Below are 25919 nucleotides of genomic sequence, written 5' to 3'. Positions count from 1 at the left end.
CCATGTCCACCATCCAGCCGGTGATCCTGACGGCCCGCCAGGACGTCCTGCTCGGCTTCTACACGCAGTTGTTCGGCGCGGAGGAGGTATCCCGCGTACCGGAGGAAGGCCCGGCCTTCTATCTCGGACTGCGCATCGGCGACACCGAACTGGGGCTGGTGGACAAGAAGGACCTGGGGTCCGGGGGCGCGCCGAGGATCCTGCTCAGCATAGGAGTCGACGACGTCGACGAGACGCTCGGCCGGGTGACGGCCCTGGGCGGCACGGTCCGCAGCGGCCCCAGCGACATGCCGTGGGGGCAACGCGTCGCCCACATCTCGGACCCGGACGGCAACCCGGTGAACCTCACGCAGCCGGTCGCGGCCGCGGGATGAGGGCGGTGCGGGCGGCCTCGTGAGCCGTTCCGGGCCGCCCGGGGAACTCGTTCCGGGCTGCCCGGTGAAGCGTCAGGGTGCGGCCGGCGTCTCCTCCGGCTGCGCCGGGATGCGGCGGTGGATGTCGTCCAGCAGGTCCCGCATCGCCATGCGGAAGATCTCGGCCTGGTGTGCGCCGACGAAGGAGGTGTGCCCGAATGCCTCCAGGACGACCATGCCGTGCAGGTGCCCCCACGCGCCGAGCAGGAGAGCGGTCGCGGGAGGCGGCAGGGTGTCCGCGCCGTGCGGGAACAGAGGCGCCAGCTGGGCGCGGAGCGCCGGCGACAGCGCCCGGGTGTCGGCTGCGGCCAGTTGCGCCGTGGTGAACCCGTCGAACATCTCCCGCTGGAAGACCGTGCCCATCCGCCGCATGGCCAGGGTGGTCGGGCCCTCGGCAGGTGCCTCGTACTGGCGCAGTGGCGCGCCGTACAGCAGCTGGAACCGCTCGACGTGGGTGACGGCCCATCGGCGGTACCCCTCGGCGGCGGCCAGGAACCGCTGCGCCGACGGCTTCTCCGCCACTGCCTCGACGGCCGATGTCACGGCGTCGGCGAGGTCCTCGTACGCCTTGGCCACGAGTGCGGTGACGAGGGCGTCCCGGCTCGGGAAGTAGTGGTAGAGCCCCTGCACGGTCATGCCGAGGCTGCGGGCGACCGCTCTCAGGGACAGGGCGTGCGGTCCGTGTTCGGCGACGTGGCGCTCGGCGGCGTCCACGATCTCCCGGGTGGCGACGGCACGGCGGCGCTCGCGCAGGGACGGCTGCGCCGTCGCGTACTCCTCTGCGGCCATGGCGGCGATCCTACGTCGGCCGACCCGACGCGGCATCAGAAAACGGGGGGTGCCAGATTTACCTGACACTGTTAGGTAAATCTCCTTCTGCTCAAAAATCCCGCGCCTCACTAGCGTCGTTCCCGGCGACGAAGAGCGCGGTACCGCGCCCCCTTGGACGGGCGAAGGGCTCTGCGGCGCATGGAGCCGGCCCCCGCCCGGCCGACACCCCGTCTTCAGAGACCACCCGAGGAGATCGACTCGTGTTCGAACGTTTGGCCGAACTGGCGGTGCGCCGGTCCCGGCTCGTCCTGATCGTCGCCGCCCTGGCCGTGGCCCTGATGGGCGTGCTGGGCGCCGGCGCCTTCGAGAAACTGAAGGGCGGCGGGTTCGACGACCCCGCCTCCCCCTCCACCCGTGCGGGGCAGGTCATCGCCGACAAGTTCGGCGGCGAGTCCAACCTCGTCCTGCTGATCCGCTCCCCCGACGGCCCCGTCGACGCCCCCGCCGCCGCCGAGAGCGGCCTCGGCCTGGTGGCGGAGCTCAGGAACGACGAGCGGCTCGGCAACGTCGTCTCGTACTGGGAGACGAACAGCCCCGACCTGCGTTCCGAGGACGGCCGCGAGGCCCTGGTGCTCGCGCACGTGAAGGGCGACACCACCGAGCAGCGGAAAAGCTCCACCGAAATCCTCGACACCTACGGCGGCACGTACCGGGACACCCTCACCGTCCGGGCCGGAGGAGGCGCCGCGGTGGGCGCGGGCCTGTCGAACCAGGTGGTCGAGGACCTGATCCTCGCCGAAGCGATCGCGATACCGCTGACCCTCGTCCTGCTGCTGATCGTCTTCGGCAGCGTGGTGGCGGCCCTGCTGCCGCTGGCTGTCGCTCTCATCGCCGTCGTCGGCTCCTTCGCCCAGCTCTTCGTGCTCGGCAGCGTCACCGACGTCGCCGACACCGCGACCAACCTCACCACCGCCCTGGGTCTCGGGCTGGGCATCGACTACGCCCTGCTGATGGTCAGCCGCTTCCGGGAACAGCTGGCGGCGGGGGCCGGCGTGGACGACGCCGTCCGGCGGACCGTGCACACCGCGGGCCGCACCGTGGCCTTCTCCGCGGCGACCGTCGCGGCGGCCCTGGCGGCGCTCATGGTGTTCCCGCAGTACTTCCTCCGCTCGTTCGGCTTCGCCGGGGTCGGCGTCGTCGCCATCGCCGCGCTCAGCACCCTGTTCGTGATGCCGGCCCTGCTGAAGGTGCTGGGGCACCGGGTCGACAGCGGGCGGATGCCGTGGGCGAAGGCCCAGCGTTCCGGGGCGCGGGCGCCCCTGTGGGGACGGCTGGCACGCACCGTCATGCGGCGGCCCGTGCTCACGGCGGTACCCGTCCTCGCCGTGCTGCTGCTGGCGGCGAGCCCGCTGCTGCACATCGGCTTCGGCACACCGGACGAACGCGTGCTCCCCGAGGACGCCGAGAGCCGCCAGGTCGCGCGGGTGCTGCGGGAGGACTTCGGCGGCGGCGAGGACTCGGCCCTCCACATCGCCATCGACGAGTCCGTCGCCGGCGCCCCGCTGGCGGCGTACGCGGGCCGGCTGGCCGCGCTCGACGGTGTGGAGCGGGTCGAGACCAGTGCGGGCGTCCACACGGCCGGACGGTCCGCGCCGACCGGCCCGGCCGACCCCGCGCTCGGCCGGCCCGACGCGCAGCGGATCAGCGTGGTGAGCGGCCTGACACCGAAGTCGGAGGCGGCCGAGAAGCTGGTCGAACGGGTGCGTTCGGTGACTCCGCCCCCGGGCACGGAGCCCCTGGTCGGCGGGAACGACGCCGTGCTCGTCGACGCCAAGGCGTCCATCGCGGGCAAGCTCCCCCTCGCCGTGACCCTGGTCGTCCTCACCACCTTCCTGCTGCTCTTCCTGTTCACCGGCAGTGTCGTGCAGCCTCTGCGCGCGCTGGCGCTCAACCTGGTCAGCCTCGGAGCCACCCTGGGCGTGATGACCTGGATCTTCCAGGACGGCAACCTGTCCTCCCTGCTCGGCTTCACGCCGCAGCCGATGGAGCTGTCGATGACCGTGCTGATGTTCTGCATAGCCTTCGGCCTGTCCATGGACTACGAGGTCTTCGTCACCAGCAGGATCAAGGAGCTGCACGACCAGGGGGTGGACAACGGGACCGCGGTGGTCGACGGCCTCGGCCACACCGGACGCATCGTCAGCGCCGCCGCCTGCCTCCTCGCGGTGAGCTTCTTCGCCTTCGGCACCGCCGACCTCAGCTTCATGCAGATGTTCGGCCTCGGCAGTGGACTGGCCATCCTCATCGACGCCGTAGCCGTCCGCGGCGTCCTCGTCCCCGCCGCGATGCGTCTGCTCGGGCGTTCGGCCTGGTACGCGCCCGGCTTCCTGCGCGCGTTCCACGCGCGGTACGGCCTCAGCGAGGGCGGCCCGCAGGCGCCGTCCGTGGCCGGGCCCGCTGTGTCCGCCGCGAGTGACACGAAGGACCCGGCCAGGGTCTGAGGCCACGACACGCCGGGTCCGCGGTGGTGACCGGCGCACCACCGCGGGCCCGGCGGGCGGGCACCCGCGGGAGCCTGCCCGGGACCGGCGTCCCAGTGGTTGAGATTTCCCGGGTGACCTGGTGCACCCCGGCCCCCGTGTGGTTGTCTGGCTCCATGACCGTGCTCGTGACCCGCCGCCACGTCGACTACGTGCGTGTCACCACCACGGGCTGTTCCGCCACGAGCTGACGCCTCGCTCCGGCCACTGAGCAGCCTCTTCTTCTCCTCTTCCTCGCCGTATCCGCGCTGATCGCCGCCCCCTTCGGGGTGCCCGCGCGGCTCTGCGGCTCCCTCGCGCCTGCGCGCTTCCCCTCCGCACCAGGGAGCACCACCATGAGCCAGCCCATCGACTCCGTCACCGCCGGCCACACCCCCGACGACGAGCCCACCGGGCCCGACACCTCGGCCTGGTCCTTCGAGACCAGGCAGATCCACGCCGGCGCCGCGCCCGACCCCACGACGGGTGCGCGCGCGACGCCCATCTACCAGACGACGTCGTTCGTGTTCCGCGACACCCGGCACGCCGCCGACCTGTTCGCGCTGGCCGAGCCCGGCAACATCTACACCCGCATCCACAACCCCACCCAGGACGTCTTCGAGCAGCGTGTCGCCGCGCTGGAGGGCGGGGTCGCGGCCGTGGCGCTGTCCTCGGGGCAGGCGGCGGAGACCCTGGCGATCCTCACCCTGGCGAGCGCGGGAGACCACGTCGTCTCCAGCACCTCCCTGTACGGCGGTACGTACAACCTGTTCCGGCACACGCTGCCGAAGCTGGGCATCGAGGTGTCCTTCGTGGACGACCCGGACGACCCCGAGGCCTGGCGGGCCGCCGTCCGGCCCGACACCAAGGCGCTGTTCGCCGAGGCACTGGGCAATCCGCGCGGCAACGTCCTCGACGTGCGGGCCGTCGCGGACGTCGCCCACGAGGCGGGCGTGCCGCTGATCGTGGACAACACCGTCCCGACTCCCTATCTCCTGCGGCCCTTCGAGCACGGCGCGGACATCGTCGTGCACTCGGCGACCAAGTTCCTCGGCGGGCACGGCACGACCATCGCGGGCGTCGTGGTCGACGGCGGCACCTTCGACTTCGGGGCGCACGCCGACCGGTTCCCCGACTTCACCGAGCCCGACCCGAGCTACCACGGCCTGCGGTACTGGCCCGCGCTCGGCCCGGGCGCCTTCGCCGTGAAACTGCGGGTGCAGTTGCTGCGCGACCTCGGTCCCGCGCTCTCCCCGCACTCCGCCTTCCTGCTGCTGCAGGGCGTGGAGACGCTCAGCCTGCGCATCGAGCGGCACTCCGCGAACGCACTGGCCCTCGCCCAGTGGCTGGAGCAGCGCGACGAGGTCGCCACCGTGCACTACCCGGGACTCCCGTCCAGCCGGTGGTACGAGGCCGGGCGGACGTACCTGCCGCGCGGCGCGGGCGCGATCGTCTCCTTCGAGCTGCGCGACGGCGCCGAGGCGGGCAAACGGTTCGTGGACGCGGTGGAGTTGTTCAGCCACCTCGCCAACATCGGCGACGTCCGCAGCCTCATCATCCACCCCGCCTCCACCACCCACAGCCAGCTCGACGAGCAGCAGCTGGCGGCCACCGGCACCTCGCCGGGTCTGGTGCGCCTCTCGGTCGGCATCGAGAACCTCGCCGACCTCAAGGCGGACCTGGAGGCCGGGTTCCGCGCGGCGAAGGGCGCGTCCTGAACACCGCCCTGACGCCGTCCCCGGTCCCCCTCCCGCCGGCCTCCGGGGCCTGGCGGGAGGGGGACCCGCCCGGGCGTCGCCGGTGGTACGAGCGGGAGAAGCCGCTCGCCCTGGAAGCCGGTGGTGAACTGCCCGGTGTACGGCTGGCGTTCGAGACGTGGGGGCGGCTCGCGCCGGACCGGTCCAACGCGGTGCTGGTGCTGCACGCCCTCACCGGCGACAGCCACGTGGCCGGGCCCGCCCAGCCCGGTCACCCCACTCCGGGCTGGTGGGACGGCCTCGTCGGCCCGGGCAGGGCGCTCGACACGGACCGCTTCTTCGTCGTGGCGCCGAACGTGCTCGGTGGCTGCCAGGGCAGCACGGGGCCGGCCTCGCCGGACCCGTCCGGCCGGCCCTGGGGCGGCGCGTTCCCGTTCCTGACGCAGCGTGACCAGGTGGCGGCGGAGGCAGGGCTGGCCGACGCGCTGGGCGTCGACCGGTGGGCCCTGGTGGTCGGTGGTTCGATGGGCGGGATGCGGGCGCTCGAGTGGGCGGTGTCGTACCCCGGACGGCTGGACGCGCTGCTGCTGCTCGCCACGGCGGCCGCGGCGAGCGCCGAGCAGATCGCCTGGTCCTCCCTCCAGGTGCAGGCGATCCGCTCCGATCCGAACTGGCGTGGCGGCCACTACCACGCCACCGGCGAGGGACCGCACGACGGACTCGGCCTGGCCCGGGCGATCGCCCATGTCACCTACCGCAGCGAGCCGGAACTCCAGCTCCGCTTCGGCCGCTCGCCCCAGGGCGCGGAGGACCCGTTCGGCGGTGGCCGGTACCAGGTCGAGTCCTACCTCGGCCATCACGCGGTCAAGCTGGTGCGCCGCTTCGACGCGGCCAGCTACGTCGTGCTGTCCGAGGCCATGAACAGCCACGACGTCGGCCGCGGGCGCGGTGGGGTGCGGGCCGCCCTGAGCCGGGTGACCGCCCGGACCCTCGTGGCCGGGGTCGACTCCGACCGGCTCTACCCGCCGTCCCAGCAGGCCGAGTTGGCGGCGGGCATCCGCACGGCGGACGGCCTGCGGGTCATCGCGTCCGCCCACGGCCACGACGGCTTCCTCATCGAGGCCGGCCAGGTCGCCGCGCTCGTGCGGGAACTCCTCCCCAGCCCCTGACCGACGCCCTCATCTCCTCTCGCGCACTTCTCCCCAGGAGCGGACATGACTCTGCACGACCCCGCCACCTCGCTCGACGCCTTCACAGCCGACTGGGAGGCGTGGCATCTGCGGCGCGACGCCGCCCTCGCCCATGAGCACGGATTCCTCGCCGTCACGGGCCTGTACTGGCCGGACACCAGCCCTCAGCGCCTCCCCGGTGTGCCCGGCACCTGGTCCGCGGGCGACGAGGGCGTCACCGTGGTGCTCGACGACGGGGAGGAACTCGTGGTCGACGGAACCCCGGTGCGCGGACGGCACACCTTCGGCGGCATCCCGGAGCGCGGCGGTACGGAAGCCGCCTGGGGCGACACGGTGATCGAGGTCGCCGAGCGGGGCGGCCGGTACGTCATCAGGCCGCGGGACCCACGCCATCCCCTGCGCACCGGGTTCACCGGCACGCCCGCGTACGCGCCGGACCCGCGCTGGGTGGTCACGGGAACGTACACCGCCTTCGCCGAGCCGCGGCCGACCACCGTCGGCGCCGTGGTCGAAGGGCTCCAGCACGTCTACGACGCCCCCGGCACGATCCGCTTCGGGATCGACGGCCTGACACCGGACCTGACCGCCTTCACCGGGGACACGCCGGGCAGTCTGCTGGTGCTGTTCACCGACGCGACCTCCGGCGTGACCACGTACGGCGCGGGCCGCGCCCTGCACGTGGACGCCCCCGCGCCCGACGGGACCGTGGTGCTGGACTTCAACCGCGCCACCAACCTGCCGTGCGCCTACACCGACTTCGCGACCTGCCCGCTGCCGCCGGCCGGGAACCGGCTGCCGGTCGCCGTCGAGGCCGGCGAGAGGATCCCCCACGAGCGGCGGCGGACCGCGCGCTGAGCACCCGGAACCCTTATCGCACATGAAAACCATTGCCGTATGCTGTCGGTCTCCCCTGCTCCCACCGAGAGGACCCCCGATGGCCTCGCAGCGTCTCCCCGTCACCGTGTTGTCCGGATTCCTCGGCGCCGGAAAGACGACCCTCCTCAACCACGTCCTCACCAACCGCGAGGGCCTGCGCGTCGCGGTGATCGTCAACGACATGAGCGAGATCAACATCGACGCCGCCCTGGTGCGCGGCGGCGAGGCCGCCCTGTCCCGGACCGAGGAGCGGCTGGTGGAGATGACCAACGGCTGTATCTGCTGCACCCTGCGGGACGATCTGCTGGAGGAGGTCGACCGGCTCGCCCGGGACGGCCGTTTCGACTATCTGCTCATCGAGTCCAGCGGCATCTCCGAGCCCATGCCGGTCGCCGCGACCTTCGCCTTCGCCCGCGACGACGGCGCCACACTGGACGAGGTGGCCCGCCTCGACACCATGGTCACCGTCGTCGACGCCGCCGGCTTCCTCGCGGAACTGGCCACGGGCGACGACCTGGCCGACCGGGACCTGGCCCCCTACGAGGACGACGAACGCACCGTCAGCGACCTGCTGATCGACCAGGTCGAGTTCGCCGACGTGCTGGTCCTCAACAAGCTGGACCTGGTCGCCGAGACCGACGCCGACCGGGTGCGCGGCGTGCTGGCGAGGCTGAACCCGACGGCTCGCCTGATCCCCGCGGTGCACGGCCGGGTCGGGGTGCGCGACGTCCTGGAGACCGGGCGGTTCGACCTGGAGCGCGCGCAGCAGGCGCCCGGCTGGGTGCGCGAACTCAACGGCGACCACGTCCCGGAGACCGAGGAGTACGGCATCTCCTCCCTGGTCTTCCGCTCCGCGCGGCCGTTCCACCCCGGCAGGCTGTGGACGTTCGTCACCGAGGACCTGGACAGCGGCGCGTACGGTCAGGTACTGCGCTCCAAGGGCTTCTTCACCCTGGCGGGGCGGGACGGCGTGACCGGCCTGTGGTCGCAGGCGGGAGCCGTGGCCCGCTTCGAACCGTCCGGGATCCGGGACACCGACGCGCCGCACGCGCAGGAGCTCGTCTTCATCGGCGTCGGCCTGCGGGAGCCGGGTCTGCGCGCGGCGCTGACCGCGTGCCTGCTGGCCGACGCCGAGCAGGCACCCGCCGACGACCCGTTTCCCGCGTGGGACACCGGCGACGCGTGCGAGGCGGAACACGGCCACACCCACGAACGCGCGGGGACGGCGGCCGCCGTCTCCGCTTCCCGTCCCTTCGAGGTTCGGCGGGTGCGGTCGTAAGCAGCGCGACGCTGTCACTCCGTCAGGGGCAGGCACTCGGCGAGCAGGTCGACGACGTCCCGCCATGCGCGCCGGGCGTGCTGCGGGTGGTGGCCGACGCCGGGGAGCACGGTGTGGTCGACCGGGGGGTGGTGGAAGGCGTGCAGGGCACCGCCGTAGACCACCAGGCGCCAGTCGACGCCCGCGGCCTGCATCTCGGCGGTGAACGCGTCCCGTTGCGCGGGCGGCATGATCGGGTCTTCCGACCCGACCCCGGCCCACACCGGGCAGCGGATGCGCGCCGTCTCGTCCGGGCGGCCCGTGATCAGTCCGTTGACCGTGGCGATCGCGCGCAGGTCGACGCCGTCGCGCCCGAGTTCCAGCGCGATCCCGCCCCCGGTGCCGTAGCCGACGGCGGCGATCCGGCCGGGGTCGGTCCGCGGCTCGGCGCGCAGCACGTCGAGCGCCGCGTGGCCGATGTCCCGCATCCGGCCGGGGTCGGAGAGCAGCGGCATGCAACGGGCCAGCATCTCCTCGGGGTCGCCCAGGTAGCGCCCGCCGTGCAGGTCGAAGGCCAGCGCCACGTAGCCCAGCTCGGCGAGCGCGTCGGCCCGGCGGCGCTCGACGTCGCTGAGCCCCACCCCCTCGGGCCCGACCAGGACCGCGGGCCGGCGGTCGGTTCCGGCCGGGAGCGCGAGATGGCCGGTCATCGTCAGGCCGTCGGCCGCGTAGGTGATGGTGCGCGTGGTAACCGTCGTCATGAGCTGGACTGTAGTGATCGCCGGGCCCGGTCGGGCCGGTGTTCTGCCGCCGGCAGAAGGCCGGCTCGCGGCGCCCGGCCCGCTCAGGGGGTGGTCGTGAGGATCCGGTTGAGCGCGCTGCCGGGCCGGCCGGTGAGTTCCTCCCAGGTGCCCTCCTCCGCTATGCGGCCGCCCTCCAGGACGGCGATGCGGTCGGCGCGCCGGATGGTGGCCGGGCGGTGGGCGATGACCAGGGTGGTGCGCTCCTCCCGCGCCAGCGCCGCGGCGAGTGCGGCGTCGCCGGCGTTGTCCAGGTGGGCGGTGGACTCGTCGAGCACGAGGACCCGCGGCCGGACCAGCAGCGCGCGGGCCAGGGCGATGCGGGCCCGCTGACCGCCGGAGAGTGTGGCGCCCCGCTCCCCCACGAGGGTGTCCAGCGGGGCGATCCGGTCGACGCCGCACAGCCGTGCCGCCTCGGCCAGCGCCCGGTCGTCGGCCTCGGGTGCGGCGAGCCGCAGGTTCTCGGCGAGCGTGCCGTGGAACAGGGGCGTGTCCTGTCCCACCAGCACCACCGCGCGCCGCAGTGCGGCGTCGTCCACCTCGCGCACGTCCACGGGTTCGCCGTCGGCGGGCAGCAACTCGACCGCCCCGGCGGACGGGTCCCAGAAGCGGGCCAGCAGGTGGCCGCAGGTGGACTTGCCGGCACCGGAGGCGCCGACGAGGGCGAGGGTCCGGCCGGGGCGGACGGTGAGATCGACGCCGTCCAGCACGGGTTCGCCGCCGTAGCCGAAGCGCACCTGCCGCAGCCGGACGCCCAGGGGCCCCGCGGGCAGAGGGCGTGGTGCGGCGGGCGGCGGTGCGAGGGCGGGGGCCCTGACGGCCGCGTCGACCCGGGCGGCGGCGGCCCGCAGCGCCACGGCCTGACTGAGGGCGCGGGCCGACTCCGCGACCGGCCCGAGGACGGACAGGGCCAGCGCCATCGCGGCCGGAGCCCAGGCGCCGTGCAGCCGTCCGGCGGTCACGGACTGCGCGGCCGCGGCCACCACCCCGAGGACCGCGGCCACGATGAGCAGGTCGCGGACGGCGGCGGCGACGGCCTCCCACGTGGCCTCGGCGCGCTGGGCGTCCCCCACCTGCCGCCCCCGCTCCGCCAGGGCGCGGCGGCGTCCGCCCAGAGCGCCGAAGGCGAGCAGTTCGCGCAGCCCGTCGACGGTCTCCACCGTGTCGGCCGACAGCGCGGCCACGGCCGCGCGGGTGCGGCCGCCGCGTGCCGTGCGCGCCCGGGCGTCGGCGAAGGGCGCCCCGGCGAGCAGGGCCGCGACCGGCAGGACGGCCGCCAGCAGCCACGGCTCGACCAGGGCGAGCAGCACCGAGCCGCCGGTGAGGACCGTGCCGGCCGCGAGCAGTTGGGCGGTGGTGTGGGCGTAGAAGAACTCCAGGGCCTCCACGTCGGCCATGGCGGTGGCGGCGAGGTCGCCGCTGCGGCGGCCCGCGACCCGGGCGGGCGCGCTGCGGGCCAGCCCGTCGAAGACGCGCACGCGCAGTGCGGCCAGCACCCGGTAGGCGAGGTCGTGGGAGAGGTCCATCTCCCGCCAGGTCATCAGGGCGCGCGTCACGACGAGGGCGACGAGCGCGGCGACGGTGCCGGCCGAGGGCGCGTGCCCGTCGATGACGGCGGTGCCCACGGTGTGCGCGGCCAGGGTCAGCAGCGCGACGAGGGAGCCCTGTTCGAGCACGGCGGCGGCGCAGGTGCGTGCCGTCATGGCGCGGTGCGCGGCGAGGGCGGGCAGCAGGGCGCGCAGCGCGCCGCGCGCGGGCGCGTCCGCCGCGGTGGCGGCGGGGCCGGTGACGGTGCTCATGCGGCGAGTTCCCCTCGGTGGGCGTGGCCGGCCTCGACCAGCCGGGTGTAGACACCGCCGGCCTCGACCAGGCCGGTGTGGTCGCCGGCGGCGTCCACCCGTCCCGCGTCGAGGACGACGATGTGGTCGGCGTGCCGGACGGCCGCGAGCCGGTGGGCGACCACCAGCACGGTCCGGCCGCCGGCCGCGTGCAGCAACTCCCGGACGATGTCCGCCTCGCGGCGCTCGTCGACCGCGCTGGTGGCCTCGTCGAGGACGAGGACCGGGGCGTCCGCCAGCAGGGCCCGCGCGAGGGCGAGCCGTTGGCGCTGGCCGCCGCTGAGGGTGGCGCCGCGTTCGCCGAGCACGGTGGCGTAGCCGTCCGGGAGGGCGGTGATCTCGTCGTGGATCCCGGCGGCGCGCGCCGCCCGGGCCAGGTCGTCGTCGGTGGCGCCGGGCCGGGCCATGCGCAGGTTGTCGGCGATGGTGGCGTGGAAGAGGTACGTCTCCTGCGAGACCACGGCGATGCTCTGCCGCAGGGAGCCGAGCGCGTACTCGGTCGTGGGGCGCCCGTCGAGGGTGATCCGTCCCTCCTGCGGGTCGTGGTGGCGCAGGAGCAGGGCCAGCAGGGTCGTCTTGCCCGCGCCGGACGGTCCGACGATCGCGGTGGTGAGTCCGGCCCGCGCGGTGAAGGAGACGCCGTCCAGGGCGGGTGCGGGGGCGCCGTCGTAGGTGAACCGGACGTCGTGGAAGCGCAGTTCGGGCGGTGCGTGCCGGGGCGCGGGGGCGGTCGCGGTGTCGGGGACCGCCGGCTCGGCCGTGCGCAGGGCCCGCAGCCCGTCGGCGGCCGACGCCCCCAGGTAGCCTGCGTGCCATTCGCGGGCGAGGTCACGGACGGGACGGAAGCACTCGGAGGCCAGCAGCAGCACCAGATAGGTGGTGGTCGCCGTGGTGGATCCGGTGACGGCCGACCGGCACGCCAGGAGCGCCGCGGCGGCGGTGCCGCCCTGGATGGCGAGGTCGGTGATGCCGGTGTCGACCAGGGAGACCCGCAGTTTCGCGACGGTCGCGCGGTGCAGGGCCGCGGAGCGCTCCTCCAGGCGTGCGCGGGTGCGGCCGACGGCGCCCGCGGCGCGCAGGGCCGGCATGCCCTGGAGGGCCTCCAGATAGTCGGCGCCCAGTCCCTCGTAGGTGTCCCAGTGCTCCTTGCCGCGGGCGGCGAGGAGCCGGTCCCAGGCGCGCGGTCCCAGCAGGGCCAGAAGCAGGGCGGGGACGAGCCCGAGGAGGGCCAGGGGTTCCACCGCGGCGAGAGCGGCGAGGACCAGGGGCGGCACCACGAGGGTGACCAGGAGCTGGGGCAGGTAGCGGGACACGTAGGCGTCGACGCCCTCCACCCCCTCGACGAGGGTGGTGCGGACGGCTCCGGCCCGCGCGGTGGTCAGGTGCGCGGGCCCCAGGCGGCCCAGGTGGGCGACGAGTTCGTCCCGCAGGGCCACCCTGACCCGGGCCCCGGCGCGGGTGGCGGTGCGTCGCTGTCCCAGGGCGAGGCCGGCGCGGACGGCGACGACGGCGAGCACGGCGGCCAGCAGCCACGGGAGCCGCCCGGTGCCGCCGTCGGCCAGTGCGGCGAGCGCGAGGGCCAGCAGGGCCGCCTGCGCGAGGTGCGTGAGGGTGACGGCTCCCTGCAGGAGGGTGGCCGCGAGCAGGGGGCGCCGTGCGCGCCGGGCGGCGCGGCGCAGCTCGGGGTGGACGATCACGGGGAGTTCTCCTCGTCGGCGTGGCGGGTGCCGAGGGCCAGGGCGTGCACGACCCAGTCACGGCCCGGGGCGGCGCCGAGCGCGGCGCCGAGGTCGGCCTGCTGCCAGGAGCCGACGGGCCGGGCGGCCAGCCGGTGGCGCAGGGCGGTGACATGGGCCAGGTGGACGGCGAAGCCGGCCCTCAGGTGGGTGCGGCGGATGTGCGGGGCGTCGGCGTCGGCGGGACAGCCGTGGGCGAGCAGGACGGCGCCCGCGTCGGCGATCCACGCCTGGCCCGCGGCCCAGGCGGCGAGTGTCGGACGGGCCTCACCGGACGCGTACCGCCGCGGCGTGCCGTCGGCGGCCGGTGCCAGCAGGCCCGGTCGGGGCGGGCCGACGGCGGCGCTCCAGCGCAGGTCACCGGCGCCCGCCCGGGCGGCGGTGGTGAGGACGGCGCGCAGGGCGCCGGGGGGTGGGGTGCCCCGCAGCGGAGGCGGGCAGCTGCGGCGGGCCAGCAGTTCTGCGGCGCCGGGCGGGCCGGCGGGCCCGCCCGTGGCGGGGGTTCCGGCCGGGGCCGGTGTGCCGCGCAGGCCGGGCAGCGGTACGTGGACGGCGGCCAGCGGGCTCTCGGCCTGTCCGTCCAGCCGTACCTCGGGCTCGGGCACGCCGAGGGCCCGGGCGGCGAGGAACAGGGCGGCGGCCGCGTGGCCGGTGTCGAGCAGCAGCAGGGGCCAGGCCCGGTGCCCGTAGTGGGAGAGCGTGCGCCGGGCGGTGACGGACAGGTCGGCGGTCACCCCCGGGGGTGTGCCGTGGGGTGCCGGGCCGAGGTGGTGCACGCGGTGGCGCAGCGGGTCGTAGCCGTAGCGGCCGGGCGGCAGGGAGCAGCCGGCGCCCACGGTCAGTGCGGTGTCCACGGGGTGCAGGGCGCCGGCGGAGGGCGCGGGCCGCAGCCGCCCGGAGCGGTCGGAGGCGGCCAGGGACAGGCGCAGCAGCAGGTGCAGGTCGAGGTCCGCCGAGCCGGCCTGCGGAACGGCGAGCGGCGGGCCGGGCCAGGTCCGGACGGCTCCCCCGGCAGGCGTGTCGGGGCCGGGCCGCTCCGGGGACCGGGCGCGGGCGAGGGCGGCGACGAGGTCCGGCATGCGGTCCTCACGGGCGTGTTCCACGGGGGAGGCCTCACATGTGCGGCGGTGGCGCCAGGGTGAAGTCCCCCGGGGCGTGCGGCGGTTCGGCGCGCCAGCCGCGGGCGACGGCGGCTTCGGCGAGGCGCGGGCAGCCGAAGTAGCCGAACGCGGCGGGCGCGTTGGGCAGGAGCCCGGAGACCAGGACCCTGGCGACGCGCAGCGCGGTCTCGGCCACGTCCTCGGTGGTGAGGTCGAACGTCATGACGCGGTGGCCGCCGTCGCGCAGCGCGGTGTCCAGGCGCTCCCGGCTGCCGGGGGCGACGGCGTCGACGGGCACCGTGCCGAGGGCCGGCGCGGTGAAGCGGCGGGCCTCGGCCGCCATCCGCTCGTCCAGCCACACCTGCACGTGCGCGCCCAGGTCCCGCACGTGTTCGAACTGCTCGCCGCACACGTCGAGGTAGCGTCCGTCGGGGCGGTGCTCCAGGTAGAGCCCGCGGGCGAGGAGCCCGGCCTCGACGGCCTGGAAGACCCAGCCGCCGGGATCGGTCAGCCCCTGGGTGAAGACCCAGGTGTGGACGGCTTCGAGGACGGCCTTGCGGGCGGCCTCGGCCGGGTCGTACTTGCAGGCGAACCCGGCGGCGTACAGGCCGAGGCGCGGGTCGTGGACGAGCGCGGCCATGCAGGGGGCGAACTCCGAGCGCATCTCGACGATGTGGACGTCGAGGGCGGAGCCGGCGAGGTCGCCGGCGAGGCCGGGCACGCTCGCCGGGTCGATGCCGCGGGCGGGGCCGTCCAGGTGCCACCACAGTTCCAGGGCGTCGCGTTCCACGATCTCCAGCAGACCGCGTTCGACGGCGTCGTCGAGGCCCTGTCCGGTGGCGATCCCGGCGTAGTTGAGGTGGTGGGTGCGGGGCAGCTCGCGCAGGTCGCCCTGGCGCCAGTTGAGGTGGGTGAGCGAGACGGGTGCCCAGACCTCGGCGGCGGTGCCGTCGGGCAGCCGTTCGGTGCCGCGGGTCCACAGGGCCGGGGTGTCGGCGGTGAGGGGGCGGTAGGGGAACCTGTCCCGGGCGTACTGCCAGGGCGCGTAGGCGGGCAGTTCGCCGGGGCCGTACAGGCGCAGGCCCTTGTCGGCGAGTTCGGCGGCGGTGGCGCGCAGGGGTGCGTCGGGGTGGCCGGGCGGCGGCACGCGGTTGCCGCAGTAGCGCTCGACGCCCTCGGCTATCGCGGCGATCCGGGCCTGTGCGGGGTCGCCGAAGGTGGTGCCGAGGGAGACCCGGTCGGCGGGCCACAGGCCGAGTCTGCGCGCGTCGGATATCTCGGCCGTGAGCGCGGTGTAGCGGGGCGGGGTGCCCGGGGGGTGCTCGACGGGCTTCACCTTGCGGACGATGCCGCAGACGGGGTCGACGAGTGCTTCCAGCGGCAGCGCCGTCATCGCAGGATCTCCTGGGCGGGGTCGGTGGGGGCGGGACGGCGGGGGAGGACGTGGAGCGTGAGCGCCACCGCGGCCGGTTCGACCTCGCGCCGCGAGACGGCGGCCCGGACGGCCGTGACCGGGTCGTCGCCGGTGTGGGGGTTGCGTGCGTGGGCCGGGAAGTGGTGTCCGGAGATCTCCAGGCGCAGCCGGGTGCCGGCCCCGATCCGGCGGGCGAGCCGGCCGAGGCCGACGGTGAACTCGCTTGCGCGGCCCGCCGGTCCGGACCGCCGGACGATGCCGGCGGCGAGCCGTTCGGCGGTCCCTTCCGGGGTGAGCGCGACGAGCCGGGCCGCCCAGTCGGCGGACGGCGAGTGGGCGGTGGCGCGCAGCCGCACCGCGGCGGGGCCGACCAGGTCGAGGGGGCGCGGCAGCGGCGGGGTGAGCAGCAGGCAGCGGTCCGCCGGGCCGTCGGCGGGGACGGTCAGGTCGTCGGAGCGGACCGGACGTGCGGGGTCGGCGGTGAAGGCGGACCCGTGCACCAGGCGCGTGCGCAGGGTGCGCGGTGCGCCCTCGGCACCGGCGGGCAGCCACAGGTCCGCGCCGCCGAGCGCGAGGGCGCCGTGGCGGCCGGGGGCGAGCCCGCCGGTCAGGGCCCGGCGCGCCCAGCGCACGTACAGCTCGCCGAGGTCGAGCCGGTGGGCGGGTCCCGCGTCCGGACCCGGGGCGGAGGTGAGGGCGTGTCCCCAGGGGCCGAGCAGCAGGCGCGCCGAGGGGCCTTTCCAGGCGCGCCAGAGGGCGCCGGTCTCATCGGCGAAGTGGTCGTGGTGGCCGCCCACCGCGAGCAGGGGCGTTGCGGCGTATGCCGCCCGCGCCACGAGGCGTCCGCGGGCGTGGTGCCGCCACAGTCCCGCCCACGAGGGAAGGGGGCGTCCCAGCCGTTCGGGCAGGGCGGTCAGCGGCAGGTGGGCGAGCAGGCCGGGGTCCTCGGCGAGGGCCTTGTCCAGGGCGGTTTCGTCGGAGTCGCGCCGGTCGCCGTGGGCGGCCCACCATCCGGCGCGGGCCAGCAGCCGTTCCACGCCGGACGCCTCGCGGGCGGTGTCCGCCGGGCCGAGGGCGGGCACGGCCGCGATGACGGCGTCCGGCCGGGCGTCCCCGGGTGCGTCGAGGGCGAGGACGAGGGCGCAGTGGGCGGCGTAGGAGGCGCCGGCGGCCACCAGCCGGCCGTCGCTCCACGGCTGCCGCCGGATCCAGCGCACGGCCGCCGTCCCGTCGGTGGTCTCGTGCGCGTAGGGCTGCCACTCCCCCGCCGACGCGTGGCGGCCCCGTACGTCCTGGACGACGGCGGCGAAACCCCGGCGGGCCCAGCCGCGCGCCTCGGGCCGGTGCCGGGCACGGTCGTAGGGGGTGCGGATGACGACGGCCGGGAAGGGTCCGTCGCCGTCGGGCAGGGTGATGTCGGTGGCGAGTCCTCCGACCGCCGTGCTGTACGCCGTCATCCGGCCTTCTTCGGCATCGGGGCGACGGCGGGGACGGGCAGCACGGGGTGCTCGGTGACGGTCAGGGTGCGCAGGTCGACCTGGCGCAGCCGGCGCCGCGCCGGGAGTCCGGCCGTGGCGGGCGTGCCGGTGGCCCACCGGTGGAGGTCGTCGGCCAGGAGCGCGGCGAGCAGGGTGGCGGCGGGCAGGGTGAGCCGGGCCGGGCGGCCGCAGGTGCGCGGCCCGTGCCAGTACGCGGCGAGTTCGCGGTGCGCCGGGGTCGCGGCCAGGCGCCGGGAGCGCAGGTGCGCCGAGGTGACGTCTCCGGGTTCGGCCGCCAGGGGCTCGACGTACGCCTGCCAGCCCTCGCGGTGGCAGCGCAGCCACGCGACGCCGTGCTCGGGCAGCCGGTCGGCGTCGTCCCACAGCCCGTCCGGGACGGGTCCGTCGAGACACCACACGACGGCGGCGGGTGCGGTACTGAGCAGTTCGTCGACGCCCCGCGGTGCGGATCCCGGTGTGGTGGGCGGGTCATCGGCACCGGACGGGGAGGTGTTTGCGGTGCTTGAGGTGCCTGCGGTGCTGGGCAGGTCGTCGGCACCGGACGGGGATCCGCCCTCGACAAGCGTCAAGTCGTCGGCGGCGGAAGGGAAACGGCCCGCGGTGATGTGCGGTTCGGCGCCCAGCGCCGCCAGTTGCGCGGCCAGCGGCCGGGTCAGGGCCGCGTCGCCGAGCAGCCGGACGTTCCGCCGGCCGGCGGGCCATGCCGCGGGCTGGGAGTCGTCCGCCAGGAAGCCCGCCTGCTCGAATCCGCGCACCACACGGTCGACTTCCGCGTCCGCCGGGACGGTGGTCTCCCCGGAGAGCCGGGAGAGCAGCAGCCGCTCGTCCGCCTCACCGGTCCTGACGCTGAGGAACTCCCCTTCGGAAGTGCGGACGGCGAGTCCTCGGCCGGGCACGGCCACGACCTCGACACCGGGTGCGAGACGGCTGCGGGACACGGTGATCCTCCTGACGACGGGCCTGGGACGGGCGTGGGACGGGCGTGGGCCCGCCCGGAAGGCGACGGGCGGGCCCACGGTCGAGGGAGCTGAGCCCCCGCTTACTCCTCGGTGTCCTCGAAGGGGTTCTCGACGAGCGCGTTGGAGTGGGAGGCCGAGTCGTGGGCCAGCTGACCCGGGTCGGCGATGGGCGCGAAGACCTGCTCGTTGTCCATGAACTCTCCTTCATCGTCAGGGAGATACGGCGTTCGGCTGAGCGCCGTGGACGCCACACTAATGAACCTGATTTTCATTTTCTAGTACCGGGAGAGGGTGATCTGGGTAACACACCGGCCAGCCGCCCTCCGGGTCCTCACCGACCCGGCCGGCCACCTGCAGCACCTCCGCCAGCAGCCCCGGTGTGACGACCCGCTTCGGCGGCCCGTCGGCCACCACACGGCCGTCGCGCAGGGCGACGATCCGCTCGGCGAACCGGGCCGCGTGGGCCAGGTCGTGCAGCACCATCACCACGGTGAGACCGCGTTCGGCGCGCAGCCGCACCACGGTCTGCAGCACGTCGAGCTGGTGGTGCAGGTCGAGGTAGGTGGTCGGCTCGTCGAGCAGCAGGACCCGGGTGTCCTGGGCGAGCGCCATCGCCAGCCGCACCCGCTGCCGTTCGCCTCCCGACAGCGCGTCGACGTCACGGTCGGCCCACTGCTCCACCCCGACGTCGCGCAGCGCCCGCCGCACCACGGGATCGTCACCCTCGCGCAGCATCCCGAGCGGGCCGCGCGCGGCGTACCGCCCCTGCCGCACGAGGTGACGGACGGTCATACCGGGTACGGCCGGGGCCGACTGGTGCAGCAGGGCGACCCGGCGTGCGGTGGCGCGCCGGGAGAGCCGGGACAGGTCGTCGCCGCCGAGCAGCACCCGCCCCTCGTCCGGCCGCAGGAGCCCGGCCGCAAGGCGCAGCAGGGTCGACTTGCCGCAGCCGTTGAGGCCGATGAGGGCGGTCAGTTCGCCCGGTGCGACGCTCACGTCGACGCCGCGCAGCACGGGTCGGCCGGGGTAGCCGAAGCGGACTCCCTCGACGTGGATGCCCATGGGTTCGGTCATGCTCTGTCCTTCGTCGACATCAGAACGTGCGACCCGGTGAGCGGCGCACGACGACCAGCAGCAGCCCGGCGCCCACGCACGCGGTGAGGGCCCCGACCGGGAGCGTGAGCCGGCCGGAGTCCAGTGCGACGGCCAGCAGCCGGGACGCCAGCTGGGCCGCCGCGTCGGCCCCGCACACCACGAGGGCGCCCACGAGCGCGGCGCCGGGCAGCGCCACCCGCAGGTCCGCGCCGAACCGGGCCAGGGCCAGGTGCGGTACGAGCAGGCCCACGAACCCCAGCGCCCCCACGGCGGCCACGGCGCCCGCCGTGAGCGCGACCGCGCACACCAGCGCGAGGCCGCGGGCCCGGGCGGCGGACAGCCCGGCGGCCACGGCGACGTCGTCGCCGCAGCGCAGCAGCGTCAGAGGCCCGGTCAGCAACCACGCCGCGGTTCCCCAGACGAGCGCCCAGGGCCACAGCAGGTGCCAGTGCTGCCACACACGGCCCTCGGTCGTGCCGACCAGCCACTGGACCACGCTGCCGAGTTCACCGGGTGCCACCAGCAGGACCATGGCCGTGAGTCCGCCGAGCACCGCCGAGACGAGCACGCCGTGCACGGCCGTCTGCGCGGGGTCCCCCCGGCCGCGGCCGGCCAGCAGCCACAGCAGGCCGGCTCCCGCGAAGCCGCCCGCGCACGCGGACACCACGACGGCGAGGGGCGATTCCCATCCCGCGAGCCCGAGACCGCTCGCGGTGACGGCCCCGAGGACGGCGCCCGGGGTCACGCCGGTGACCTCCGGGCCGGCGAGGGGGTTGCGCAGCGCGGACTGCAGGACCAGGCCCGCCACGCCGAGACAGGCCCCCGCCCCGAGGGCCACCAGCAGCCGGGGAAGGCGCAGTCGCAGCAGGATGTGCCGCTCGGTGGCGTCGCCGCCCCCGCCGAGGACGTCCCAGACCGCGGCAGGGGACATGCCCCGTCCGGCCGTGAGCCCGGCGCAGGCGCAGACGGCGAGGAGCGCGACGAGTACCGTGATACGCCGGGTCACCGGGTCTCCCTCCGCTCGATCGACGAGACAGCGGCGCCGCTCCCCCGCTCCCGCACGCCCCGGGAGGTGCGCGAGGCGGGCCGCGCCGGCCTCCGGCGGCGCGAGCGGAGCAGGGCGACGCCGACGGGAACGCCGAAGAGGGCCGTCCAGGCGCCCGCCGGTGTCTCCACGGGCGCCAGCGCGAGCCGGGCCGGCAGGTCGGCGACCGCCACCACGACGGCGCCCCACGCCGCCGACCACGGCAGCCAGGCCACCGCGTCCCCCGTGGGGTGGAGCCGGCGTGCCAGGTGCGGAGCGAGGAAGCCGACCCACGCCACCGGACCGCACACGGCGGTCACGGGCGCGATCAGCACGACGGCGATGGCCAGCGCGGCGAACCGGGCCCGCTGCGCGCGCACCCCGAGCGCCTCGGCGTCCTCGTCGCCCAGCCGCAGCACCGACAGCACCGGGGCGCACAGCACCAGCGCGGGCACGGCGACCAGCAGCCAGGGCCACAGCCCGGTGAGGTCGTCCCAGGTGCGGGCGGACAGCGAGCCCAGCAGATAGCGGTAGATGAGCTGGAGGTCGAGCTGGTCGGCCATCACCATCAGCACGAGCAGCGCGGCCTGCAGCGCTGCGGCGACCGCGGCCCCGGTGAGCAGGACCGCGGACGGGCTGCGCCCCAGGCCGGCGGCGACCAGGGTGAGCACGCCGCCGAACGCCGCGCCGCCGATGGCCAGCAGCGGCTGGACGGCCGCCGGGATGGACACGGCCAGGACCAGCGGTGCGGCCACTCCCAGTGCGGCTCCTGACGACACGCCCAGCATCTCCGGCACGGCCAGGGGGTTGCGCAGCGCTTCCTGGAGGACGAGCCCGGCCGCGCCCAGGCACGCGCCGGCGACCAGCGCCAGCAGCAGGCGGGGCACGCGCAGCTCGGTGACGACGACCCCGGCGAGCGAGTCGTCCGCGTCCAGCAGCGCGCCGGGCAGCCGGTGCGGTGGCACGCAGGGCGTGCCCAGGCTCAGGGCGCAGACGGCCGCGGTCGCCAGCAGAGCGGCGAGCGCGAGGAGTTGCCACGTCCGGGCGGCCCGCGGGGACCGTACCTCACCGGTCCCCGCGCGCACCGCGCCGGGCGTCGCGGTGCGGGCGCTCACCGCAGGGCGGCCATGGCCTCGTCGAGGACGATGCCCAGCGAGCGGGTGCCGCGTCCCTTGGCCCACACCTCGGAGTTCACCTCGTGGACGTCGCCGTTCTTCACGGCCGGGATCTTCTTCCACAGCGGGTTCCCGGCCAGCTTCTCGGAAAGCTTCCCGTCGGCCTCGCCGAAGGCGATCGTCTCCACGAAGAGCACGTCCACGTCGCGGGCGAGGATCTCCTCCAGGCTGTAACTGCCCTCCACGCCACGGGATTTCCACGGGTAGCGGGAGATCTTCGGGAACAGTCCGGCGGCGACGTCCGTGCCCGGGGTGGCGACCCCGAAGTTCTCGTCGCTGCCGTAGATGACGAGCGCGGTCTTGTCGCTCCTGGTCTTCTCGGCCTCGGCGAGCTTGGCACGGAAGGTCTTCTCCGCCTTCTCGCCCTCGGCGGTACGGCCGGTGAGCGCCGCGACGTCGCGCAGGTATCCGACGCTGTCCTGCCAGGTCTCGGGCTGCATGGGCCAGAACGTGGTGGCGTCCTTCAGGGCCGGCGCGAGTTTGCCGTGGGTGTCCTCCAGGCCGATCACGAGATCGGGCTTGTGGGACAGGATGGCCTCCACCTCGGGGGCGATGAAACCGCCGGGGACGACGGCGACCTGCTTCGCCTTCCCCTCCCCCAGGAAGTCCGGATGGGCGAGGAGGGCGCTGTTCGTGGCCGTGGGGACGATGCCCAGTTCGGTCAGGATGTCGTCGCAGAGCGCGAACAGGCAGACGATGCGCCGCGGTTCCTGCTTCAGGGAGATCTTCACGCCGTTCGCGTCGGTCAGTTCCCGGGTGGCCTGGATGGGTTCGACGGTGACGGTGGTCCTCGGGCCGGCCGCCGCGGCATCGTCGCCCGCGGGCTCGGTGGACGCCCCGCATCCGACCAGGACGGACCCCACTGCGGCCGCGGCGATCCAGGTGCGGACGGATATGGACGGTGAGCGCATCAATGCCCTCGCTTCTTCTCATGGCATCGGAACGCGACGACCATACATGATAATCGTTTTCATCAGATCCCCTTTCCGCTGGAGGACCCCGATGAACGACGCCCCGCTGCTGCTCGTCTCCGACCACGTCGGGGGCTCCCTCCACGTGCTGACGGTGCCGGACGGCGTCGAAACGCACCGGCTCACCGGTCGTCACCTGTCCGAGCACGCAGGCTTCCTGGCGCTGCCGGGCGGGCGGGTGGCATGCGTCGACGACCGCCGGGGAGAACTGCTGGTGCTCGACCCCTTCGCCGCCGAACCGGTGGAAGCCGCCGTTCCGGTCGCCGTGCCGGCCGAGCACCTCGCCTGTGACCCCTCCGGCCGGTGGACGGCCGTCACGACGGGCCTGGGCAAGAACGCCGGACCGTGGTCGGACCTGCTCACCGTCGTCGACCTGGCCACGCGCGACGCGGTCCGGGTGCGCACGCGGGAGGGTGAGCCGGGGGTGCTGGTCCTGGGCGGGGACTCCCCCTGGGCCGTGCTGCGGCACCGGGAGCCGGGCGCCCTGACCGCGCACCGGTTCGCCGACCTGCTCGCCGCACCGCCCGGCTGCCCGCCCGTCACGGCGCACGGGGCCCTCCCGCTGCCGGACGACGGTCACGGGGACGCCCACGACCCGGCCACCGGGCGGGTCTTCACGGCCACCGGGAAGGGGGTCTGCCGGGCGCGCCGCGAGGGCGACGCCCTCGTCGCCGAGCCGGTGATCCCGTGGAACGCCCCCGGCAGGGGCTGGTACCTGCGCCTCGACCCGCGGCGACGGGCCCTGTGGTCGGCCCTGCGGGGCGGCCCGGCGGACCCGCTGCGCTGGCCGGAGTGGACGAACCTCGCATGGCGCCACGACCTCACGACGGGCCGGACGACCGTGACCGAACTCGGCCCGGGCCTGGTCTTCCGGCTGGCCCTCGCGCGGGACCACGCCGCGTTCACCCGCGTCCACCCCGACGGGGACGAACTGATCCTGCTGGACACCGGCCCGGCCGTGCGCCGCGTCCCGCTGCCCGCCATGACGGGCGCCCCACGCCGGGGCGGCACCCCCTGGGAGGGCGTCCAGCGCCGGGCGGTGGCCGCCTCACCCGGTGCGGACTGGGTCGCCGTCACCCGGGGCGGACACGGCGAGGTTCACCTCTTCGACGCCCGGACGGCCACCGAGGCGGCCCGTGTCCGGCTGGACACCCCGCTGCACCACGGCGGCCACGCCGTCCTGCGCATCCGGGACGACGGCGCCGAGGCGGACCCGGTGGGCCGGTGACGTCCCCCCGCCTCCGGAAGTCCCGCGCTGCCCGGCCGCCCGTCCGGCCACGGTCAGCGGGGGTCCGGTGCGGTGCCCGACGGATTCGGGCGGCTGCCGTGCCAGTCCAGTATCAGAACGGTGGCGTCGTCCCTGAGGTTGCCGTGGCAGGCGTCGAGCACCGCGCCGGTCAGGCTGCGGACGGCTTCACGCGGATGCTGCGCGCGCGTGTCGTGAACGACCGCGGCCAGGTCGACCGCCGCGGCGCCGCGGTCCTGCATGCCGTCGGTCAGCAGGACCAGCCGGTCGCCCGGAAGCAGCTGCAGCTCCTGTACGCGGTAGGAGGTGGGCGCCGCCACGCCGAACGGCAGGTTCACCGCGAGCCTGACCTCTTCGACGGCACCGTCGCGCAGCCGCAGCGGCCAGGGATGACCGGCGTTGACGAGCTCGCACAGGCCCGTGGCGAGGTCGACGCACAGCAATTGCCCGGTGGCCAGACCGCGGCTGTGGCTGAGCAGGGCCCGGTGGGCGTGGTTGGCCTGCTTCAGCGCGTCGCAGCCGCTGCGTCGTGCCCGCCGCAACGCACTGACCAGGAGCGTCGCCAGCAGGGCGGAGTTCGTGTCGTGGCCCATGGCGTCGGTGACGGACAGGTGCAGGGTGTCGTGGTCGAGGGTGTAGTCGTACGTGTCGCCCCCGATGTCGTCGGCCGGGATCAGACCGGCGGCGAGGGTGAACTGGGGTGCCTCGCAACAGGAGGCCGAGGGGAGCAGCTGGTGCTGGATCTCGGCGGCCAGACTGGTCTCGGTGGTGCGCCGTCCCAGGTGGTAGAGATCGGTGAAGCGGCGGTCCGTGACGATGATGTACGCCAGCGCGTGCGCCGCGTCGCGGACCTGGCGCAGCACGGTGTCGTCGGCGGACTGCAGGGTCGTCTCCAGGACGCCGATGCAGTCGCCGCGGTTGGTGACCGGCGTGATGACGCGGCGTCCGCCCTGGCTGTCCGGTTCGACGTACTGGCGCTGGCTCTGCAGCACACGGTCGTAGACGCTGCCCCGCAGATCGATCGGCCGGGCGTCGCCCGTGACGTCGCCGTCGGCCGCGGCGAGCCGCACCAGCCGCTGACCGATGAGGTCGGCGAACAGGAACGACACGCGTGACGCGCCGAACCGCTTCTGCAGATCGCGCGCCACCACGTTCACGGACTCCCCCGGCGGCGCCGCCTCCGCAGCGGCCAGTACATGGCCGAGTTCGAGATCTCCACGTTCCACGACAACCTCCCTTCAGCTGCCCGGAACTTTTTCCCCGAGTTTCCGCGACATCACCTCATGGGACCGCGTTGCGCGCTCATGAGCTCGTCGAGCGGTGCGCCCAGCACTCCACCCGGGCGGGCATCGATCACTCGTACGACCTCGCACCTCAGGGCGCGCTCCTCGCCGCCTCCGGCGAAGTCCAGGACCTCGCGGGGCACGCCGGCCGATCGGCACGATGCCGCACTCCCGGCCGTCACCGGAGGGCGGCCGGGGTGCCGGGGCCCGCGGCCGCCCGTGCCTGCCACTGGCTGGGGGTCATGCCGTACGCCTCCCGGAAGGTGCGGCTGAAGTGGGCCGGGCTGCTGAAGCCCCAGCGGTTGGCGACGGCGGCCACGGTGATCCGGCGGTTCGGTGTCCGGCTCAGCTCGCGGCGGCAGGAGTCGAGTCTGCGCTGCCGTACCCACCGGCCCACCGTGGTGCCGTCGCTCTGGAAGAGCTTGTGCAGGTACCGGACCGAGATGTGGTGGGCGCGGGCGATCGAACCCGGAGACAGGTCCGGCTCCCTGAGCTGCGCCTCGATGTAGGTCCGGATGCGGGTCAGCATCTCGGTGTCGGCCCGTCGCCCCGGTTCCGCCTCCTGCGGCGCAGGGGTCTGCAGGAGGTCCATGACGAGCACGGCGACGAGGTCCAGGGCGCCGCGGGCGAGCCGGTCGCCGATCATCGGTCGCGGGGACCGCGCCTCGGTGGCGAGTGCCGCGAGGAAGTCCGACACCAGCGCGCCCAGTCCGCGCCCCGGAACGCTCGCCCCCACGACACGGTCCAGGTCCGGGTCCGGCACTCCGAGGTGGCGGCGGGCTATACGGAAGACCGTCATCCGGCCGTCGTCGCCGGCCTGCGCGAGGCGGCGCCGGGCCGGATCGCAGAAGACGAGGTCCTTCGGCAGCAGGGTGACCTCCGTCCCGTCCCGGGTGATGGTCCGCGAAGGGCGGTCGATCCTCGCCAGGTAGAGGAATCCGTCGTCTCCCCGGTGCGGCACGGCGGGGACGATCGTGATGCACCCGGACAGCGGGGTCGACTCGGTCATGAGGGCTTCTCCAGCGGCACGAGCGGCGACGGGACTCCCCCAGCCT

Annotated in this window: 22 protein-coding genes; 7 read left to right on the top strand and 15 right to left on the bottom strand. The window is 75.0% G+C overall.

Going from position 1 to position 25919, the window contains the following annotated elements; translation table 11 throughout:
* Positions 1 to 2 precede the first annotated feature (2 nt).
* A complete protein-coding gene (locus ACF07N_RS30340) occupies positions 3 to 374 on the top strand; it encodes a VOC family protein (RefSeq protein ID WP_383345983.1) in 372 nt (123 codons plus the stop codon).
* Positions 375 to 446: 72 nt separating this feature from the next.
* Here ACF07N_RS30340 and ACF07N_RS30335 read toward each other — a convergent pair whose 3' ends face one another.
* Positions 447 to 1202, bottom strand: a complete 756-nt coding sequence (locus tag ACF07N_RS30335; protein WP_392118957.1) for a TetR/AcrR family transcriptional regulator — start codon at positions 1200 to 1202, stop codon at positions 447 to 449.
* Positions 1203 to 1444: 242 nt separating this feature from the next.
* On the opposite strand from ACF07N_RS30335, the gene ACF07N_RS30330 reads away from it, so the two are divergent.
* From ACF07N_RS30330 to ACF07N_RS30310, 5 genes are all read left to right on the top strand, one after another.
* Complete coding sequence (locus ACF07N_RS30330) at positions 1445 to 3685, top strand: MMPL family transporter (RefSeq protein ID WP_392118954.1); 2241 nt, start codon at positions 1445 to 1447, stop codon at positions 3683 to 3685.
* A gap of 374 nt (positions 3686 to 4059) precedes the next feature.
* Entirely contained in the window at positions 4060 to 5421 is a 1362-nt protein-coding gene (locus tag ACF07N_RS30325; protein ID WP_383326211.1) for a bifunctional o-acetylhomoserine/o-acetylserine sulfhydrylase, read from the top strand.
* Positions 5418 to 6569 carry a homoserine O-acetyltransferase gene (locus ACF07N_RS30320; protein WP_392119510.1) on the top strand — a complete coding sequence of 384 codons (1152 nt, stop codon included), beginning with the start codon at positions 5418 to 5420 and terminating at the stop codon, positions 6567 to 6569. Before ACF07N_RS30325 ends, ACF07N_RS30320 begins: the two co-directional genes overlap by 4 nt.
* A gap of 45 nt (positions 6570 to 6614) precedes the next feature.
* A complete protein-coding gene (locus tag ACF07N_RS30315) occupies positions 6615 to 7445 on the top strand; it encodes a DUF1684 domain-containing protein (protein WP_392118951.1) in 831 nt (276 codons plus the stop codon).
* Positions 7446 to 7524: 79 nt separating this feature from the next.
* The gene (locus tag ACF07N_RS30310) at positions 7525 to 8745 is read left to right on the top strand and encodes a GTP-binding protein (protein WP_392118948.1); all 1221 of its coding nucleotides are present in this window, start codon (positions 7525 to 7527) and stop codon (positions 8743 to 8745) included.
* Positions 8746 to 8759: 14 nt separating this feature from the next.
* Here ACF07N_RS30310 and ACF07N_RS30305 read toward each other — a convergent pair whose 3' ends face one another.
* The 12 genes from ACF07N_RS30305 to ACF07N_RS30250 all read right to left on the bottom strand — a co-directional run bounded on the left by ACF07N_RS30305 (position 8760) and on the right by ACF07N_RS30250 (position 22275).
* Positions 8760 to 9485, bottom strand: coding sequence for a dienelactone hydrolase family protein (locus tag ACF07N_RS30305; protein ID WP_392118945.1), 726 nt, complete (start codon positions 9483 to 9485; stop codon positions 8760 to 8762).
* An 83-nt stretch (positions 9486 to 9568) separates the two neighbouring features.
* Entirely contained in the window at positions 9569 to 11323 is a 1755-nt protein-coding gene (locus ACF07N_RS30300) for an ABC transporter ATP-binding protein (RefSeq protein WP_392118942.1), read from the bottom strand.
* Complete coding sequence (locus tag ACF07N_RS30295; RefSeq protein WP_392118939.1) at positions 11320 to 13059, bottom strand: ABC transporter ATP-binding protein/permease; 1740 nt, start codon at positions 13057 to 13059, stop codon at positions 11320 to 11322. Before ACF07N_RS30295 ends, ACF07N_RS30300 begins: the two co-directional genes overlap by 4 nt.
* Complete coding sequence (locus ACF07N_RS30290) at positions 13056 to 14201, bottom strand: SagB/ThcOx family dehydrogenase (RefSeq protein ID WP_392118936.1); 1146 nt, start codon at positions 14199 to 14201, stop codon at positions 13056 to 13058. Before ACF07N_RS30290 ends, ACF07N_RS30295 begins: the two co-directional genes overlap by 4 nt.
* A gap of 10 nt (positions 14202 to 14211) precedes the next feature.
* Positions 14212 to 15591: a YcaO-like family protein gene (locus tag ACF07N_RS30285; RefSeq protein WP_392118933.1), complete on the bottom strand. Its 1380-nt coding sequence runs from the start codon at positions 15589 to 15591 to the stop codon at positions 14212 to 14214.
* Positions 15588 to 17069 carry a CocE/NonD family hydrolase gene (locus tag ACF07N_RS30280; protein ID WP_392118930.1) on the bottom strand — a complete coding sequence of 494 codons (1482 nt, stop codon included), beginning with the start codon at positions 17067 to 17069 and terminating at the stop codon, positions 15588 to 15590. The genes ACF07N_RS30285 and ACF07N_RS30280 overlap by 4 nt, the downstream gene beginning before the upstream one ends.
* Positions 17066 to 18049: a hypothetical protein gene (locus ACF07N_RS30275; RefSeq protein WP_392118927.1), complete on the bottom strand. Its 984-nt coding sequence runs from the start codon at positions 18047 to 18049 to the stop codon at positions 17066 to 17068. Before ACF07N_RS30275 ends, ACF07N_RS30280 begins: the two co-directional genes overlap by 4 nt.
* 101 nt (positions 18050 to 18150) lie before the next feature.
* Entirely contained in the window at positions 18151 to 18264 is a 114-nt protein-coding gene (gene amiA, locus ACF07N_RS30270; protein WP_241270818.1) for a streptamidine family RiPP, read from the bottom strand.
* A gap of 58 nt (positions 18265 to 18322) precedes the next feature.
* A complete protein-coding gene (locus ACF07N_RS30265; protein ID WP_392118924.1) occupies positions 18323 to 19144 on the bottom strand; it encodes an ABC transporter ATP-binding protein in 822 nt (273 codons plus the stop codon).
* 19 nt (positions 19145 to 19163) lie between these two features.
* Positions 19164 to 20171, bottom strand: coding sequence for a FecCD family ABC transporter permease (locus ACF07N_RS30260; RefSeq protein ID WP_392118922.1), 1008 nt, complete (start codon positions 20169 to 20171; stop codon positions 19164 to 19166).
* Entirely contained in the window at positions 20168 to 21199 is a 1032-nt protein-coding gene (locus ACF07N_RS30255; protein WP_392119507.1) for a FecCD family ABC transporter permease, read from the bottom strand. Before ACF07N_RS30255 ends, ACF07N_RS30260 begins: the two co-directional genes overlap by 4 nt.
* Positions 21200 to 21300: 101 nt before the next feature.
* The gene (locus ACF07N_RS30250) at positions 21301 to 22275 is read right to left on the bottom strand and encodes an ABC transporter substrate-binding protein (RefSeq protein WP_392118919.1); all 975 of its coding nucleotides are present in this window, start codon (positions 22273 to 22275) and stop codon (positions 21301 to 21303) included.
* A gap of 91 nt (positions 22276 to 22366) precedes the next feature.
* On the opposite strand from ACF07N_RS30250, the gene ACF07N_RS30245 reads away from it, so the two are divergent.
* Positions 22367 to 23563 (top strand): hypothetical protein, encoded by a 1197-nt coding sequence (locus ACF07N_RS30245; protein ID WP_392118916.1) that lies wholly within the window; start codon positions 22367 to 22369, stop codon positions 23561 to 23563.
* 53 nt (positions 23564 to 23616) lie between these two features.
* Here the strand turns inward: ACF07N_RS30245 and ACF07N_RS30240 are convergent, their stop codons facing one another.
* Positions 23617 to 24807, bottom strand: coding sequence for a PP2C family protein-serine/threonine phosphatase (locus tag ACF07N_RS30240; RefSeq protein WP_392118914.1), 1191 nt, complete (start codon positions 24805 to 24807; stop codon positions 23617 to 23619).
* A gap of 235 nt (positions 24808 to 25042) precedes the next feature.
* Positions 25043 to 25873 carry an AraC family transcriptional regulator gene (locus ACF07N_RS30235; protein WP_392118911.1) on the bottom strand — a complete coding sequence of 277 codons (831 nt, stop codon included), beginning with the start codon at positions 25871 to 25873 and terminating at the stop codon, positions 25043 to 25045.
* Between the last annotated feature and the right edge of the window lie 46 nt (positions 25874 to 25919).

Origin of the sequence: Streptomyces sp. NPDC015242 (assembly GCF_043079125.1) — a bacterium.
GTDB lineage: Bacteria > Actinomycetota > Actinomycetes > Streptomycetales > Streptomycetaceae > Streptomyces.
Note: the sequence above shows the minus strand (reverse complement) of the source record. Positions and strands in the feature narration are given on the sequence as shown.